This window comes from Vibrio sp. 1978 (assembly GCF_033344345.1).
The window spans coordinates 115,382-134,555 of the sequence record NZ_JAWPOP010000016.1; the positions used below are offsets into that span (position 1 = coordinate 115,382).

Genomic DNA, 19,174 nt, shown 5'->3' on the forward strand with positions numbered 1-19,174 from the left:
ACATATCATTGAAAATGATAATTATTTTCAAGTGCTGTGTTTATGTATTTTATTATTAGCTTGCTCGTGTTTTTTTTGCTGTATATCAGAACAAAACCGAACTCATGGTGTGCGGGGATTCATATCGTAAGCCACTTTTTTATCGTTGCATTTTGTCCTGCAATTTATGTTGTTCAATATTTAATCGTTACGTTTTTTTCGTCACCGATATTGATTAAGCTGTCATCACGCTCCGGTGTATACAACATTCTCATTGCTTTTCTTCCATTATTGATCGCAACCGGCAGTCTGGCGTTTAGCTGAATGATTTCATCTCTCTTCTTTTCTTAAAACAACTACACTTAATCAGAATAAGGTATCAATTTCATATAATTATTCGATATCTACGCGTCAGCACATGTGTCACATTTCTGTGACTACGAGTAAGTTTTACTTATGTTGCTTGGTAGTAGGGTATTTATCGATTGTTTAATGATTCAATACTTAGTTTAATCGTATAAAGGTGTGCAGTATGCCGCACTAAATTAATAAGAAATTATCTAAAAAGGTTAATGGGAAACGTAAGCCATTAGCGGAGGTCAGATGAGTACGCACACGGTACCGCAGAGCGCGATTGTAAATGCTGTCAAAGGTGAAGTTTTGGTTTTGGGCCTGGATGGAAACGTTAAGGTCATAAAAGCGGGGGATGAGTTAAGACCTGGCGAGATTATTATCACAGAAAATAATGCTTCTCTCGACGTACAGATAAATAATGAGCTTTATCTGGTCGATGCAAATTGTGTTGCTTGTCTTCCTGTGCCTTCTTCTGAACCGTTAGAACCAGTATTGGTACAATCTCCAGTTAATGGCTTGGTGACTTTTGACCCAACGGCTATTGGAAGTGCTGACTTCGACGCCAACGATATTGCCGCTATCCAGCAAGCTATTTTAGACGGAGCTGACCCTACCGCTATCTTAGAAGCAACAGCTGCTGGCGCAGGTGCTGAAGGCTCGGCTAATGCTGGCTACGTGACGGTTGAATATAATAACCCGGAAGTACTCGCTTCTACTTTTTTTGAAACGTCTGCGACTCGCAGCGGAGAAGATGATCGCGACGAAGATGACGGTTTGAATGTCACGATTTTTGCTGATGGTGGGCAGTCACTGCAATCTAGCGTAACAGAAGGCTCAATTTCTCTATCAAGCTACCCGCAAACCATTTCGTCTAGTGTGCTGGTTGAAGCAGGGGATCTCGCACTTGATACTGCTTCATTTGTACCCGAAACGTCTTCTTTAGAGTCTTTGTTGACTGAGCTTAACAGTGATATTACCTCTGGTGGTCAGCCAGTGGCGTTCGTTTATGACGAAGCGCAAAATGCCATTATCGGTACTCAAGAAGGTAACGAAGTGCTTCGTATCGAGATCGAAGCGACATCTGTAGGCCGTGATTTAGAGTTAGAAGTCGTTACCACGATTAGCCAGGGCGTTGACCATGTTGCGTCTGTTGCTGATGGCCAAGTATCGATCGTCGGTGATCAAATCAATATTGCTTTTGATATTACAGGTGCAGATATTGGTGGTAACAGCATTCAAGCGCCTATCGATTTTACGACAACCGTTATTGATGGCGATGATCCTGCGCCGCAAAACGTTACTTTTGAAAACGTTGAATCTTCTTCTACACCCATTACTGGCACCTTTGTTGATATTGGTAGTGATCAATTGGCAACGGTCACGTTTAATCAAGAAGGACTTAGTCAGTTCGATGGCCTACTGAGTGATAATCAGGCGACAGAAGCGGTACTCTCTGAAGACGGCAGTACTATCACCTTGTCCATTGCTGGCTCGAATGAAACCGTCTTAACCATCAGTCTGAATACTGATGGTACCTACCAATTTGAGCAATTTAAGCCGTTAGAACAAACAAACGGTGAAGATACGATTGAGCTCTCTTTACCAACCACAATCGTCGACTATGACCAAGATACGGCAAGCAACACCTTTACGATGACCATCCTCGATGGCGATAACCCAGTGATTGAGAACGTGACGGGCTTGTCTTTAGATGAGGCGGGGGTTGACCAAGGTTCACAGGAAGGCGCGGCAGTAACAAGTGGTACTGGGTCGATCACGACAGCGGTCGGAAGTGACATCATTGATCACTATGAGTTGGAACCTACAGAGTTCAATGTTGGTGGAGAACTCCAATCTCAAGGGCAGGTTGTTCAACTAGAACTAGCGTCCGAGAGTAACGGCGTACGTACTTACGAAGGCTTCATCGAGCTGGATGGTGTGCGTATTACCGTATTTGATGTGGCGATTGATGCACCTGCATTGGGCGAATACCAATTCAACTTGTATGAACAACTTGACCATACGGGTGCTAACGATGACTCGCTCACTTTCTCACTGCCAGTTTACGCGGTAGATGCGGATGGTGACCGCTCCTCTATTACCGAAGGTTCGAACACACCAGAAGCTGCGCAAATTGTCATTCAAGTTCAAGATGACGTTCCTTCGATTGATGGCGTTGATGCGCTAGCCGTCGATGAAGACGATTTATCAAGCATTGGCTCCGATCAAAGCGACTCTGTGTTCGCGCAAGGTAGCTTCACGACGACTCAGGGCTCAGACCGTGTTGTAAGTTATCAATTAGAGAGCGGCACTGATCCACTCAATGGGTTGGAATCGCAGGGGCGATCTATCTCTCTGACGGAAACAACCAATTCAGATGGCAGCTTTACCTATTCTGCAACGGCAGAAGGGGACGCTATCTTCACCTTACAAGTGAACCCTGACGGTTCTTATTCATTTACCCTTGAAGGTCCAATCGATCATGCTGTGGGTAGCGATAGCTTAACTCTAGACTTCACTATTGTCGCAACGGACTTTGACGGTGACACCAGTTCACTTGTTCTACCGGTAACCATTGCCGATGATGTGCCAACCATTAATGACGTTGTCGCTCTTACCGTCGATGAAGATGACTTAAGTTTGGTAGGCTCTGACCAATCACAGTCAACGCTGGTCGAAGGTCAGTTTACGACAACTCAAGGTTCTGATGGCGTCGTACAGTATCAGTTGGATGTAAACGCTGATTCTTTAAATGGCCTGCAATCTCAAGGTCAAACCGTTTCCATTGCCGAAACGCAAAATGCAGATGGCAGTTACACCTACAGCGCAACGGCAAATGGCAGTGCAGTTTTCACATTAATTTTGAATACCGACGGCTCGTACAGTTTTGAGCTGCAAGGTCCAATTGACCATGCGGCAAATAGCGACAGCTTAACCCTTGATTTTAGCGTTATTGCTACAGACTTCGATGGTGACACAAGCCAAATCGTATTGCCTGTTACCATCGTGGATGATAAGCCAACTATTACCGATGTTGATGCGATTACTGTTGATGAAGATGATTTAGGCACGATTGGTTCGGACCAGACTGACCCGATTTCTATTGATGGTAGCTTCACCACCACACAAGGCTCTGACCGAGTGGTAAGTTATCAGCTTGATGCTTCTGCAACACCAGTTGACGGCCTTACATCACAAGGCGTGGCAGTTACGCTGACTGAAACCGCAAACGCTGATGGCAGCTTTACTTACGAGGCGACAGCGGGTAGTGAAGCGGTCTTTACGCTGACGGTGAATACTGATGGTAGCTATAACTTCACGCTTGAAGGTCCAATCGACCACGCGGTAGATAGCGATGAGCTGACACTCAACTTCCCAATCATCGCAACAGACTTTGATGGCGACACCACAAATGCCACTATCCCAGTGACAATCGTGGACGATAAGCCTGTTATTACCGACGTCGACACCATTACGGTTGATGAAGATGATCTAGCGTCAATTGGCTCAGACCAAAGCAATCCAATTTCTATTGATGGCAACTTTACTACCACACAAGGCTCTGACCGAGTGGTGAGCTACCAACTCGATGCTTCAGCAACACCAGTGGACGGTTTAACCTCGCAAGGTTTAGCGGTCACGCTAACAGAAACCGCAAATGGTGATGGTAGTTTCACTTATGAAGCGACTGCGGGTGGCAACCCAGTATTTACTCTGACAGTAGATACTGATGGCTCTTACAACTTCACGCTAGAAGGGCCAATTGATCACGCGGTGGATAGTGATGAGCTGACACTCAACTTCCCAATTATCGCAACCGACTTCGATGGCGACACCGTTACTGAAACCATTCCAGTCACGATTGTTGATGATGTACCGACCATCACAGCGGTGGATGCGTTGAGTGTCGATGAAGATGACCTTAGCGGCGTGGGCTCAGACCAAACTGACGCTGTGTTCGTTGAAGGCGCGTTTACCACTATTCAAGGCTCTGACCGAGTGGTGAGCTATCAACTGGATTCAACGGCTGATCCTGTTGCGGGGCTAACGTCTCAAGGTGAGGCGATTACCTTGGTGGAAACCGCGAATGGCGACGGCAGCTTTACTTATGTTGCGACCGCTGACGGCAATCCTGTCTTCACGTTGAATGTCGCAACAGATGGTACGTACGACTTTACGCTGCAAGGTCCGATTGACCATGCAGCTAACAGCGACAGCCTGACGATTGATTTCCCAATTATTGCCACCGATTTTGATGGTGATACGACTTCGGCAACCATTCCAGTCACGATTACGGATGATGCACCAATCATCGATAATGTTTTGCCTCTGGCTGTAGACGAAGATGATTTATCAGGTATTGGCTCAGACCAAACTGACGCTGTGTTTGTTGAAGGCGCGTTCACCACTACCCAAGGTTCAGACCGTGTGGTGAGCTACCAACTTGATTCAACTTCTGATCCTGTTTCGGGGCTAACCTCCCAAGGTGAGCCAGTTACTCTGGTAGAGACTGCGAATGCTGATGGCAGCTTTACTTACGTGGCTACCGCGGATGGCAATCCGGTTTTCACCATGAACGTGAATGCTGATGGCACATACAATTTCCGTCTGGAAGGGCCGGTCGATCACGCGTTAAACAGCGATGAATTAGTACTGAACTTCCCAATCATTGCAACAGACTTTGACGGCGATACGACGACCGCGACCATTCCCGTCACGATTACTGATGACGTTCCAACTATCGACAACGTTGTTCCACTCACGGTGGACGAAGATGATCTCGCCTCAATTGGCTCAGACCAAAACGATGATGCGTTTATGTCGGGTTCTTTCACCACAACTGAAGGCTCAGACAGCGTTGTTAAATACCAGCTTGATGCAACAGCAGATCCAGTATCTGGGTTGACCTCTCATGGTGAGCCTGTCGTGCTTGCTGAAACTGCTAACGGCGACGGTAGTTTTACTTACACAGCCACGGCAGATGGCAATGCCGTATTTGAATTGATTGTGAAGCCAGATGGCAGCTACAACTTTACACTGCAAGGTCCACTAGACCATGCGGTGAATAGCGACAGTCTGCAAATCGACTTCCCGATTATCGCAACAGACTTTGATGGCGACACCTCATCGGAGACGTTACCTGTCACTATCGTTGATGATAAACCAACCATCACTGACGTAGACGCAATCCGTGTGGATGAAGATGACCTAGCGACGATTGGCTCTGACGGCTCAGATCCAATTTCAATCGATGGCAACTTCACTACAACGCAAGGTTCTGATGGGGTAGTAAGCTACCAATTAGATACTGCTGCAACGCCAGTTGATGGCCTAACATCGCAAGGTGTGGCAGTGACGCTGACGGAAACTGCAAACGGCGACGGTAGCTACACTTATGAAGCGACAGCAGGAACTGAAGCCGTATTTACGCTGACCGTGAATACGGATGGTTCATACAACTTCACGCTTCAGGGGCCAATTGACCATGCGACAGACAGTGATGAGCTGACACTGAACTTCCCAATCATCGCGACGGATTTTGATGGTGATACCACCACAGAAACGATCCCAGTCACCATCGTGGATGATAAGCCGACCATTACCGATGTCGATGCGATTACCGTTGATGAAGATGATTTAGGCACGATTGGCTCAGATCAAACTGACCCGATTTCAATCGATGGCAACTTCACCACCACACAAGGCTCGGACCGAGTGGTGAGCTATCAGCTTGATGCTTCTGCAACACCAGTTGACGGCCTTACATCACAAGGCGTGGCCGTCACGCTGACTGAAACCGCAAACGGTGATGGCAGCTTTACTTACGAGGCGACAGCGGGTACTGAAGCGGTCTTTACGCTGACAGTGAATACTGATGGTAGCTATAACTTCACGCTTGAAGGTCCAATCGACCAAGCAGTAGATAGTGATGAGTTGATACTGAACTTCCCAATCATCGCGACCGACTTTGATGGCGACACCACAAATGCCACTATCCCAGTGACGATCGTAGACGATAAGCCAGTTATTACTGACGTGGATTCCATTACGGTTGATGAAGATGATCTAGCGTCAATTGGCTCAGACCAAAGCAACCCGATTTCTATTGATGGTAACTTCACCACCACGCAAGGTTCAGACCGAGTGGTGAGCTACCAACTCGATGGCACATCAACACCAGTTGACGGTTTAACCTCGCAAGGTGTGGCTGTCACGCTAACAGAAACTGCAAATGGTGATGGCAGTTTTACCTACGAAGCAACAGCGGGCTCTGAAGCGGTCTTTACGCTGACTGTGAATACTGATGGCTCTTATAACTTCACGCTAGAAGGGCCGATTGATCACGCGGTTGATAGTGACGAGTTGACACTAAACTTCCCAATTATCGCAACCGACTTTGATGGCGACACTGTCACTGAAACCATTCCAGTCACGATTGTTGATGATGTACCGACCATCACAGCGGTGGATGCGTTAAGTGTCGATGAAGACGACCTTAGCGGTGTGGGTTCCGACCCTGGCGGCGATCTGTTCGTTGAAGGCGCGTTTACGACCACTCAAGGCTCTGACCGAGTGGTGAGCTATCAACTGGATTCAACGGCTGATCCTGTTGCGGGGCTAACGTCTCAAGGTGAGGCGATTACCTTGGTGGAAACCGCGAATGGCGACGGCAGCTTTACTTATGTTGCGACCGCTGACGGCAATCCTGTCTTCACGTTGAATGTCGCAACAGATGGTACGTACGACTTTACGCTGCAAGGTCCGATTGACCATGCAGCTAACAGCGACAGCCTGACGATTGATTTCCCAATTATTGCCACCGATTTTGATGGTGATACGACTTCGGCAACCATTCCAGTCACGATCACGGATGATGCACCAATCATAGATAATGTTGTGCCTCTTGCAGTAGACGAAGATGATTTATCAGGTATTGGCTCAGACCAAACTGACGCTGTTTATGTTGAAGGCGCGTTCACGACCACTCAAGGTTCAGACCGTGTGGTGAGCTACCAACTTGATTCAACGGCTGATCCTGTTTCAGGTTTAACTTCTCAAGGTGAGCCTGTTACTTTGGTAGAGACTGCGAATGCCGATGGCAGCTTCACTTACGTGGCTACCGCGGATGGCAATCCGGTTTTCACCATGAATGTGAATGCAGACGGCACATACAACTTCCGTCTAGAAGGGCCAATCGATCACGCGTTAAACAACGATGAGCTAGTACTGAACTTCCTAATCATTGCAACAGACTTTGATGGCGATACGACGACCGCGACCATTCCAGTTACGATTACTGATGACGTTCCAACCATTGACAACGTTGTTCCACTCACGGTGGACGAAGATGATCTCGCTTCAATTGGCTCAGACCAAAACGATGATGCGTTTATGTCGGGGTCTTTCAGCACAACTGAAGGCTCGGACAGCGTTGTTAAATACCAGCTTGATGCAACAGCAGATCCAGTAGCAGGGTTAACCTCTCATGGTGAGCCTGTCGTACTTGCTGAGACAACAAATGGTGATGGCAGCTTTACTTACACTGCCACAGCAGATGGCAATGCCGTATTTGAACTGGTGGTGAAGCCAGATGGCAGCTACACCTTTACTCTGCAGGGCCCACTAGACCATGCGGTGAATAGCGACAGTCTGCAAATCGACTTCCCGATTATCGCAACAGACTTTGATGGCGACACCTCATCGGAGACGTTACCTGTCACTATCGTTGATGATAAACCAACCATCACTGACGTAGACGCAATCCGTGTGGATGAAGATGACCTAGCGACGATTGGCTCTGACGGCTCAGATCCAATTTCAATCGATGGCAACTTCACTACAACGCAAGGCTCTGATGGGGTAGTAAGCTACCAATTGGATGCTGCTGCAACGCCTGTTGACGGTCTAACATCACAAGGTGTGGCCGTCACGCTGACTGAAACCGCAAACGGCGACGGTAGCTACACTTATGAAGCGACAGCAGGAACTGAAGCCGTATTTACGCTAACAGTAAACACGGATGGCTCATACAACTTCACGCTGCAAGGGCCAATCGACCATGCGGTAGACAGTGATGAGCTGACGCTGAACTTCCCAATCATCGCAACGGATTTTGATGGTGATACCACCACAGAAACGATCCCAGTCACCATCGTGGATGATAAACCGACCATTACTGATGTCGATGCAATTACCGTTGATGAAGATGACTTAAGTACGATTGGCTCAGACCAAACTGACCCGATTTCAATCGATGGTAACTTTACCACCACACAAGGCTCGGACCGAGTGGTGAGCTATCAGCTCGATGCTTCTGCAACACCTGTAGCTGGACTCACATCACAAGGCGTGGCAGTCACACTGACGGAAACCGCAAACGGCGATGGTAGCTTTACTTACCAAGCGGCAGCGGGGACTGAAGCGGTCTTTACGCTGACAGTGAATACCGATGGCTCTTATAACTTCACGCTAGAAGGTCCAATCGACCACGCGGTAGATAGTGACGAGCTGACACTGAACTTCCCAATCATCGCAACCGACTTTGATGGCGACACGTCTGCTGAGACAATTCCTGTCAAGATCGTTGATGACAAACCGACACTTGGTGGCATCGAAGCAACAAGTGTGCAAACGGTTGACGAGGACGATATCCCAACAGTCGGATCTGATGGTACGCAGTCGAACAGCATTGCAGGTAACTTCATCGCGACTGATGGCTCTGATGGCATTGTGGAGTACAGCGTTTCTGACCTAACCACGCCAGTACAAGGCCTGACCTCTGGTGGTCAATCTCTGGTTATGGTTGAAGTATCAAACGCAGGTGGCGTTTCAGTTTACGAAGCTCGTATTGATGGCACGACGACACCAGTATTCCGTGTGACTCTCGATGCTTCTGATGATAGCTACACGTTCGATTTGCTTGCTCCTCTCGATCATCCAAATGCTGATGGCCAAAATGAACTGGTCATCAATTTACCGATAAACGCGACTGACTTTGATGGAGACGTGTCGAACAACATCACCTTACCAATTACGGTTGTGGATGATGTTCCGACCATTGACGGTTTACTAGCAGGCAGCGAACAAACCGTTGATGAAGATGACCTACCAGCAGGTACGGATGCTGCAAGTGCAGAAGATACTGTTATTTCAGGTACTTTTGATATCACCGAAGGTGCTGACCAAGTTGCTTCTATTCAGCTGAGTGACCTGACCACGCCTGTTGCGTCACTGACTTCAGATGGTGAAGCTATCACCTTAGTTCTGTCTTCTAGCGCAAACGGCGTGAACGTATACCAAGGTGTCGCAGGCAATCCTGCTGAAGTGGTGTTCGAACTGACGTTGGATGCAACGAACAACACCTACGAGTTCGATTTACAGAAGCCGCTTGATCATCCCGATGGTAATCAGCAAAACGAGATTGTTATTAACCTCCCTGTGACGGCGACAGATAATGATGGTGATACTTCACCAGCCTTCACATTGCCAATTACCGTTGTGGACGATGTTCCAGTTGTTACCAATATTGAAAGTCTACGTGTCGACGAAGATGACTTACCTCTTGGTTCTGATGGAACGAAAGAGCCATTAACGGTATCAGGTGAGTTCGAAGTCACTAGCGCAGATGGTATTGATGCTTTCGAATTGGATCTAAGCTCAAATCCTATCCCGAATCTGAAATCGGGTGGAGAAGAGGTAACACTTTCTCAAGACGTTGGCGCTTCAACTGCTGACGCGCTTGTTTACGTGGGACAAACACCGGGTGGAGTGACGGTCTTCACGTTGACACTTCATCAAGATGGTAAATACGACTTTGAGTTATCTGGTCAGTTAGATCACGCGGTTAACTCTGATGAGATTTTGTTGAATCTACCTGTGAAGATCACGGATGGCGACAACGATACCATCACTGCGACCTTGCCAGTTACGATCGTAGATGACAAACCAACCATTGATGCTATTAGCTCTGGTAGTACCTTGTCTGTGGATGAGGATGATATTCCAAGCCAAGGTTCGGACGACACGCCAGAATCCAATATCATTGGTGGCAACTTTGACGTTACTGATGGTGCCGACTCTATCGTTAGCTTCCAGTTGGATAGTTTAACATCGCCTGTTTCTGGCCTTACCTCAGGTGGTCAACCGCTTGAGTTGGTTGAGTTTTCAAATTCAAACGGTGTGATTGAGTACCGAGCTTATGTACAAGGTACGACGGACACCGTCTTTAAACTGACGCTAAATGGTTCAGCAGACAGTTATGAATTTGAACTGTTGGGTGCACTTGATCATCCTGCGGGTAACGATGAAAACTCGTTGGTCATTAACTTCCCAGTCAACGCGACTGATTTTGATGGCGATGTGTCCAATAACATCACCTTGCCGATCACCGTGGTGGACGATGTCCCAGCTATTGTGAAAGTGACAGACTCTAGCCAACAAACCGTTGATGAAGATGATCTTTCCGGTGGCTCTGACACGACAAGTAGTGATTCAACGGTATTGAACGGCGGATTTGAGGTCGTTGCTGGTGCAGACAAGATTGTCAGCTACCAAGTTTCAGACCTCGATGCAGTCGTGTCTGGTTTAACGTCGAACGGCAGCAGCATCGAGTTGAATCTAGTAAGCACGAATGGTGGAGTAACCAGTTACGAAGCGGTTATTACTGGCACATCAACTAAGATCTTCACGCTGTCTCTTGATGCGAATAATGACAGCTACCAATTTGAGCTGTTGGGACCAATCGACCATGACGCTGTTCAAGGTGAAAACAACCTTGTCATTGATATTCCAATTACAGTAACAGACTTTGATGGTGACACGTCATCATCACTGAATCTTCCAATTACCGTAGTTGATGACATTCCCGAAATTAAATCAGCAGATGCTTTGGCTGTTGATGAGGATGACCTTGCCAACGGCTCTCAGGCAACCAACAAAGACAGCCTAGAAGCAACGGGCAATTTCGATACGGTGGAAGGGGCAGATACCGTTGTCTCTTATCAGCTGGATCTTACTTCTAACCCGATACCAGGAGTAACTTCAGGTGGTTTTGCGGTGACGTTAGTTCAAACCGCGGTAAGCAACAACAACTTTACTTATCAAGGTCAAACACCTGATGGTAACTCAGTGTTCACACTAGTTTTGAACGCTGACGGCTCTTACAAGTTTACGCTTGAGGGTGCGCTAGATCACTCAACTCAAGGCGAAGATACACTCATACTTGATCTCCCAGTCTTTGCGACCGATGTCGATGGTGATACGGCAGGTATTAACTTACCAGTGACGATTACCGATGATGTTCCAACCTTGCACGATGCATCTATTTCGCGTGTTGAGGGGCAAGGCAGCCGCACGGTTCGTTTATTCCGAGACCCTGTAGAGGGGGATGATGACCTTGGTGCTGACGGCGCACAAGTGACTTCATTCTCGGCTGATGATTCAGGCATTTACTTTAAGCAAAATGGTGTTGATTCTGATTCTGTCGATTTGAACGGCAGCGACCAAGTCGTATTTGTTCACAAGGTTCTTGACGGAGTGGATACTGAAATCGGTCGTTTGGTTGTTCGAACCGATGGCAGTGTGTCATTCCGTCCGAATGACGACCTTGACCATACCGAAACCGACTCGATTGATTTCACCATCAACGTTGTTGCAACCGATGGTGATGGCGATATCGCAGATGCCGATGTGGATATCTCGATAAGAGACCGCAATGCGCAAATTGACACGTCTACCGTTACTGCGTTCGAAGACCAAGGGCGTGATGGTGTCGTTGTGGGCGTTGACTCTGCAAATACTCAGGACAACTTGTCGACGCTGGATGTTAGCCCTGCGAAAGTCGACTTGGTTATCAATTTACACGATATCGACCGTAACGAGAGCTTAGGTGACATCACTATTCGAGATGCTGATACTCACAACGGTACGTTCTACTACAGAGACGGCAGTGGCAACTACATTGAATTAACATCTGTGGGCAATACGGTTGTTCTCGACGCATCAAATGTTGAGCAGTCATTCAATGGTGAGCTTGTCTCGTTAGATAACTTGTACTTCGTACCAGATCGTCATACATCAACCGATGCTTCTGGTATCGATCCTCGTATCCGCGTGGAAATTCTTAACAATGGTACGCCAGATCATACGATTAATGGTCGTTTAGACATTGAAGTTGCTGCCGTCGCAGATATTGCAACGTGGACGGCAAGCAGCGAATTTAACTACTCGGTTGATGAAGATGGAAACAATGTCGCACTTAACATCACGGCTGAAACCCAAGACACTAGTAACCCAGAAGGCATTGTGTACGAGCTTGTCTTTACACAAGGAGAAGGTAACGCAGAGTTAGTCTATTCAGATGGTAGTGCGATACCAAAATCCGGTGGTGTTTATCTGGTGGATGCAAGCCGAATTGATGAAGTTCAAGTTGATCCGATAGATAACTTCTCGGGCGAAATCAGAATTGATGTCACCGCTATTACGACGGAAAACAACAATCCACTGCTTGGGAAAGATACCGCTCGCTCAGAAACCGAAACCATCATTATTGATGTAAACCCAGTTGCGGATAAAGGTAGTTTTGCTGTAAACCGAATTAATGTGTTTGAGGATAATGCTCGAACTCAAAATACGGTAGACCCTGTCACTGATCACGACCCACTCCAATTAAGTGAAGTGATCACCATGAAACCATCAGCGGACTTAGATGGTTCTGAAGCGTTATTTGTGCGCATTTCTAACTTCTCAATTGATGGGGTTACTTTGGTGTGGCTGGACTCAGCAAACCCAAGTCAGATAGTAGAAGTGACCGATTCAGGCGGCAATGTACTTTATTACGAAGTGCCAGAGTCTGAATTAGCGAACGTCGAAGTTCTTCCTCCTTTGCACAGCAATGATGACTTTACTTTCAATGTCGAAGGAATTGTGAAAGACACAGCATCATTGTCTACCGGTACGACAGAAGATGTGTTGTCACTGGGCAGTAAGACCGTCATCGTTGGTGTAAAAGGTGTTGCTGACATACCAGACACGGTATTAATTGACGCGGGGAACGTTTGGAACCGATTCGTAGACGGAGATGTGGCCGGGATAGAGACGACTATTGAAGAGAATGGTGTTGTAAACCTCAACTTCTCGGTTGTATCAGGTGAAGTTGCCGATAGACCACAGGATGATTCAGAAGCCATTACTGTTATCCTGTCCAACATCCCCGACGGTGTTCGTGTCGTAGATTCAGACGGTTCAAGCGTTGACCTCACCTTTGTTGGCTATGATGGTAACGGTCAACCGATTTACGAAGCAAACATCACTGGGCTGAATTTTAATTCCGGTATTCAAATTATTCCGGAAGCCTCTTCAACTGAAAACATTGCGATTACAGGGACGATCATTGTTACCGAGAATGATGGTCATAGTCGTGTGATTGAAAGAGAGGTAAGGATCAAGGTCGAACCCGTTATTGACGCTCAAGATAACTACGTTGTCCGATCGGAGGGAGATGAAGATACGCGCTTTGACATCGATTGGAAACCGACGCTCGTACAAAGCCCTGATACCGATGAATTCTTTAGTGATGTAACCATCTCTGGATTTCCTCCAGGCAGCACGGTCTATGTAGATGGTGTGGCACAAACGCTTGTTTCTGGAACACTAACGCTTTCACCGCAAGCCGGTGAATCAGAACAAGATTTTTCCGCTAAAATCTCTCAAAGTGGCTATGTTCAAGTTCAGTTGGAGCAGGATTCAAGTACTGACTTTGACTTGACCACAACCGTCACTGTGAAAGAGATTGACCATGAATATGTTGACGCTTCGAATCCCGGTGAAGGTATCGCTGAGAAAACCATCAATGGTACGGTGAATGTCCAAGTTAATCCAATCGTTGAGCCAGAGGATAAGACGGGGGCAATAGACGACCAAACCCGTCTGCTTGTCACTGAAAGTGGTGGTGGTGCTACCGATATCGTGAAGTCAGACGATCAAGGTAACATTGACTTTACGATCAACACTTCTATGGGGGGCGAATCTGGCGCTCATATCATTAAATACCAAGAGTTTGATGCGTCTTCAGATGAAGTGGTGACTCAACTTGTTGTTCAATTTCACAATGTGGACCCTGAGATCCTCAACCAATTGGTTATCGTCGGTGCACTAAATGAAGGTGGAGGTCGTTGGACAGTAACTAATGAAGACAACTTCTCAATTAAAGCGCCGTCTGGACTTGATTTAACACCAAACGATGACAGCGACGATGGCGATAACGGTGGTCTCTCTCAAATTGGCTTAACCATTTACGCAGAAGTGAATGATTTGGGCGAAGATTTGGGCAACGAAAAAGATGCGACGGTCGTGCGTCAAACGGATGTGACACTAGAGTTTCCAACCGTCCTCACACCGAAAATGAGTGTAGCGGCAGAGATTCAGGTGGCTGATGATGTTCAAATTCAAGCGTTGGAAGACAATTCTATTAACCTTGGTGCTCAGTTGACGTCGAAAGTCGATGCGATTAATGCAGATGGTGTGGAGGATGTCTTGACTATTATCGTCGACCCGACAGCTCCTGGCATTCCTCCTGGTTTGGTGATCACGGGGACGGATGTTGATTTTGTCAATGGTAAATACGTGTTCCAAGCCCATATCGATGCGAGTGGAAATATTACTGGCCTTGATGGTTTGACGATGCACTTGGCAGAAGATTACGCAGGTGATTTCGAATTGCCAATTCGGTTTGTCACTAAAGACACTGAGTCCGGTGATGAAAAAGAAAATAATGTCCAGTTTCCAGTTCAGGTTTTACCGGTTGCAGACGTTCCGAGTTCAGCCGGGGATCAGCCGTTGGATAGCGATGTCACACCAAATGTAAGAGTAGATATCGTCGGTACTTTCGGCTTGGATGCAAACAAACAACCTGTGACTGATCTAAATAACGACGTTCCCACGGCGGATGGTGTTGGTTACGAAGATGGCTTAATCCAACTTAACTTGAGTGTTGATTTTGCCGATCAATTTAACAACACTCAAGGTGGTCGAGAAACACTAACGAACATCAAGTTAGAGCTTGATGACACAACATTAGGTGAGTTTGTTGATGCCAATGGTAACAGCTTAGGAACCAGTATTGAGTTTAATGAAGCTGAGATTTTAGCTGGTGCGCTTGACAATGTTCTGTTTAAGCCAAAAGAAAATTACCCCGTAGGTGGTGGCCAAAATACCGTCAAGATTAATATCGAGGGAGAAATTACTGATGAAGCTGTGTTTGATCAGTCTATCTTGAATAACTCTGGCGATAATATAGATGTAAGAACCTTCACTGACGATGTCACATTTGAAGTTACGCCAGTCGTTGATGACATTACCATTACAGGTGCCGATCCGACGCAGCCAATCACGGTGATTGGTGACGAAGATACTTTAATTTCGCTGAATCAATCGGGCTCTGGTGTTTCGATCAGCCTGAACGATAATGACGGTTCTGAGAGTTTCGTTTCACTCAAGTTAACGGGGCTTCCTGATGACTTTATCGTTAAATCCAATTCCTCTGATTATGTTGTTAAGAATAACGGTGGGGGCGAATGGAGTATTCAACTAAAAGATCTCACTCAGACGTCCATTGACCTGAGTGACATCCAAATTAAACCGCCAAAACACTTTAGTGGCGAGGCTGAGATAGGTATTACGGTCTTCATTCAAGAGGAGTTGCTACAAGTACCAACGGAACGAAACAATAACTTTACGCTTATTGTCAATCCTATTGGTGATGATGTTGATGTGAACCCCGACACTTCGGCTGCAGGTAATGAGGGCGAAGACATTGTTATTAATGTAAATGCGTTAGTGGTTGATAACAAAGAGTCCATCGGAGATGGTGCAAACTACCAGGAAAATGATCCAGAGACGCTGAGAGTTGAGGTCTCAAATGTCCCTGATGGGGCGAGCGTTTCATTACCTGATGGGACAGTATTTACTGACCAAGGCGGCGGCGTTTTTGTCTTAGAAATCAATGCTCAAGACTTGGATCAAGTGGTGTTTAATTCTGGTGATCGCAACGATAACTCATGGGATGGTTCGCTGCATTTCAAAGTGCAAGCCGTTGATACTGGGCTCGATGGCAGTCAAAGCTTGGGCTCCGCAGAGGAGTTTGATGTCACTGTTGATGTTGAAGCAGTGAACGATCGTCCAGAGTTCGTCAATACCGTGGATGTGGAAACACCAGAAGATACGCCAATGCTGCTTGATGGTTTCAGCATTACCGATATTGATGCCGTACTCGATGATCCGAATGCTGAATATGTACTCAATGTGAACGTCGACAGCGGTATCTTGGAGCTTAATCCAACGCTCATCGCTACTTACAACCTAACAGTGAGCGGTGATGGTACGGACTCCGTTGAACTGAAAGGTACAGTGGCCGATCTAAACAATGCCATTGCAGACGGTCTGATTGAGTTTAATCCAGAGCTGAACTTCTTTGGTGACGTTCAGGTGGACGTGACAGTCGATGACCAAGGTAATGAAGGTATCGTAATTGGTGGGGTAGATGACACCCTAAATACCAACAGCAGCAGCTTCAATATTGAAGTGACAGCGGTGAATGATACCCCAGAAACTACGCCAGTGACGCTACCGGATATTGAAGAAGATAGTGGTGTGTTCTCCATCTCTGAAGCGGATCTTATTGCGAATGCGACAGACGTAGAGAACGATAATCTCACGGTTAGCAATGTTCAGTTAACGGATCCGAATTCGGGCAGCATTATTTTCAACAGTGGCACGGGAGAGTGGGAATTTACCCCAGCACCAGATTACAACGGTCCAGTTGAAATCACGTACACCATTACAGATGATGGCACGACAAATGGTGCATCCGATCCTAAATCGGTTAACGGCAGCGCATCGTTCAACGTAACGGAAGTCAATGATGCTCCAACGACGTCTGAAGTGACACTTTCTGATATCGCAGAAGACAGTACGGCGGTTGATATTACCCAAGCTGATTTGTTGGCGAATGCGTCTGATATTGAAAACGACACCTTGATGGTGAGCAATGTCCAGTTGGTTGATCCAAGCAGCGGCACATTGGATTTCGACAACGTAACAGGTACATGGTCATTTACTCCTGCGCCTGGCTACAACGGCAAGGTCGATCTGACCTACAACATTACCGACAACGGTACAACGAACGGTGTTTCAGATCCTCAAACGGTGTCAGGAACGGCGACCTTCGAAGTCACTGAGGTGAACGATGCACCGGTAACATCAGAGGTAACGTTGAGTAGTACCGAAGAAGATGGTGGTTCGGTAACTATTACGGCTACTGAGTTGCTGAGCAACGCAAGTGATCCTGAGTCAGACAACTTGACCGTCGATAATGTTGCGTTAGTGGACCCAGCTTCCGGCACGTTGACTCAAGTGAGTGCGACAGAGTGGACGTTTGAACCCGCAGCAGATTTCTTTGGTGACGTTAATTTCACTTATGAAATCACAGATGACGGAACCACTAACGGCGCTCCAGACCCAATTACAATCGCGGGCACAGCAGTGTTGAATGTTGAAGCGACCAATGACGCACCTGAAATCACTGCAGCATCGGTAACGGATACGATCAACGAAGCCGATGGCCAGAAAATAACGGGTATTAGTGTAAGTGACATCGACTTCACTGGTGCGCAGGCGAATGAAATCATGACGGTGACTCTTACAGTTACCGAGGGCGACCTTCGTGTCGAGCCGCCAGCAGGTAGTGGTGTGACTGTTGGGGCGGGGATGGCTGGTGAAATAACCCTAATGGGCACACCAGATAATATTAACTCCGTTCTTGGAGCAACAGACGCTTCTGAGGGTGTATTTGTGGATGCAGGAGATGTCAACGCAGCTTCAATCACTTTATCGGTGAAAGTCGAAGACAACGGCGTGTACTTCGAAAATGCGGGTACCGCATTGGAAGCGAATCAAGATTTCACTATCAATGTGACACCTGTAGCTGATGCACCTACATTGAGTATAAATCCTCAGTTTAATTACATTCGTCAAATTGCGGCTAGCCAAACCGCGAGCAGTCAAGGTTTAGCGATTGTCGGAATCATGGCGGCGCTTACTGATATTGACGAGGTGCTGTCTTTGGAGCTAACGGGCGTACCAGCTAGTGCTGAGGTAACAAGTGGCGTTTCTCCATCAGGCATTAGCTTCGATGGTACCACTTGGACAGTACCAAGCGATGAAATTGATACGCTAGAAATTGTCGCAACAGATACTAACAGTGGTATTGATGTCGGTTCTTACGATATTTCGCTTACGGCGATATCAACGGAATCTAATGGCGATGAAGCGCAGTCTTCACCTGTCCAAATTAGTTTGGATGTGAGTAGTGATAGCGACGATATTGACCAGTCAACCGCAGTGGACGACAGCTATTTAGTCGGTGGAGACACAGGTATCAACTTGATTGGTGGCGACGGTGACGACGTTATTCTGGGTGGCGATGGCGATGACGTGCTTATCGGTGGCTTAGGTTCAGATATCTTAACGGGTGGAGACGGCAGCGATATCTTCAAGTGGACGGTAGATTCCGTTGATGAAGGGGCAGTGGATACCATTACTGACTTCACTGTTAACGAAGACAGTATCGATTTACGTGAAGTTATCTCTGATCTCAATAACTCAATGATCGACATGGATGATCTGCTTGGTCACATTTCGGCAGACTACGATGCATCGACGGAAAGTGTTTCTCTGAACATTACGACGGATGCAAATGTTCAACAGACGTAACTATTCACCCGCAAGGTCTTGACAGCAAAGTTATGTGACTGAGTTAACTTGATCCCACATCCAACTTGAGTGA

General features: G+C 46.9%; 1 pseudogene. It reads left to right on the forward strand.

The window, feature by feature from the left end:
- Nucleotides 1–582 precede the first annotated feature (582 nt).
- Nucleotides 583–19,098 (forward strand): annotated as a pseudogene (locus R8N49_RS16380) (retention module-containing protein); the annotation flags it as partial.
- Nucleotides 19,099–19,174 lie beyond the last annotated feature (76 nt).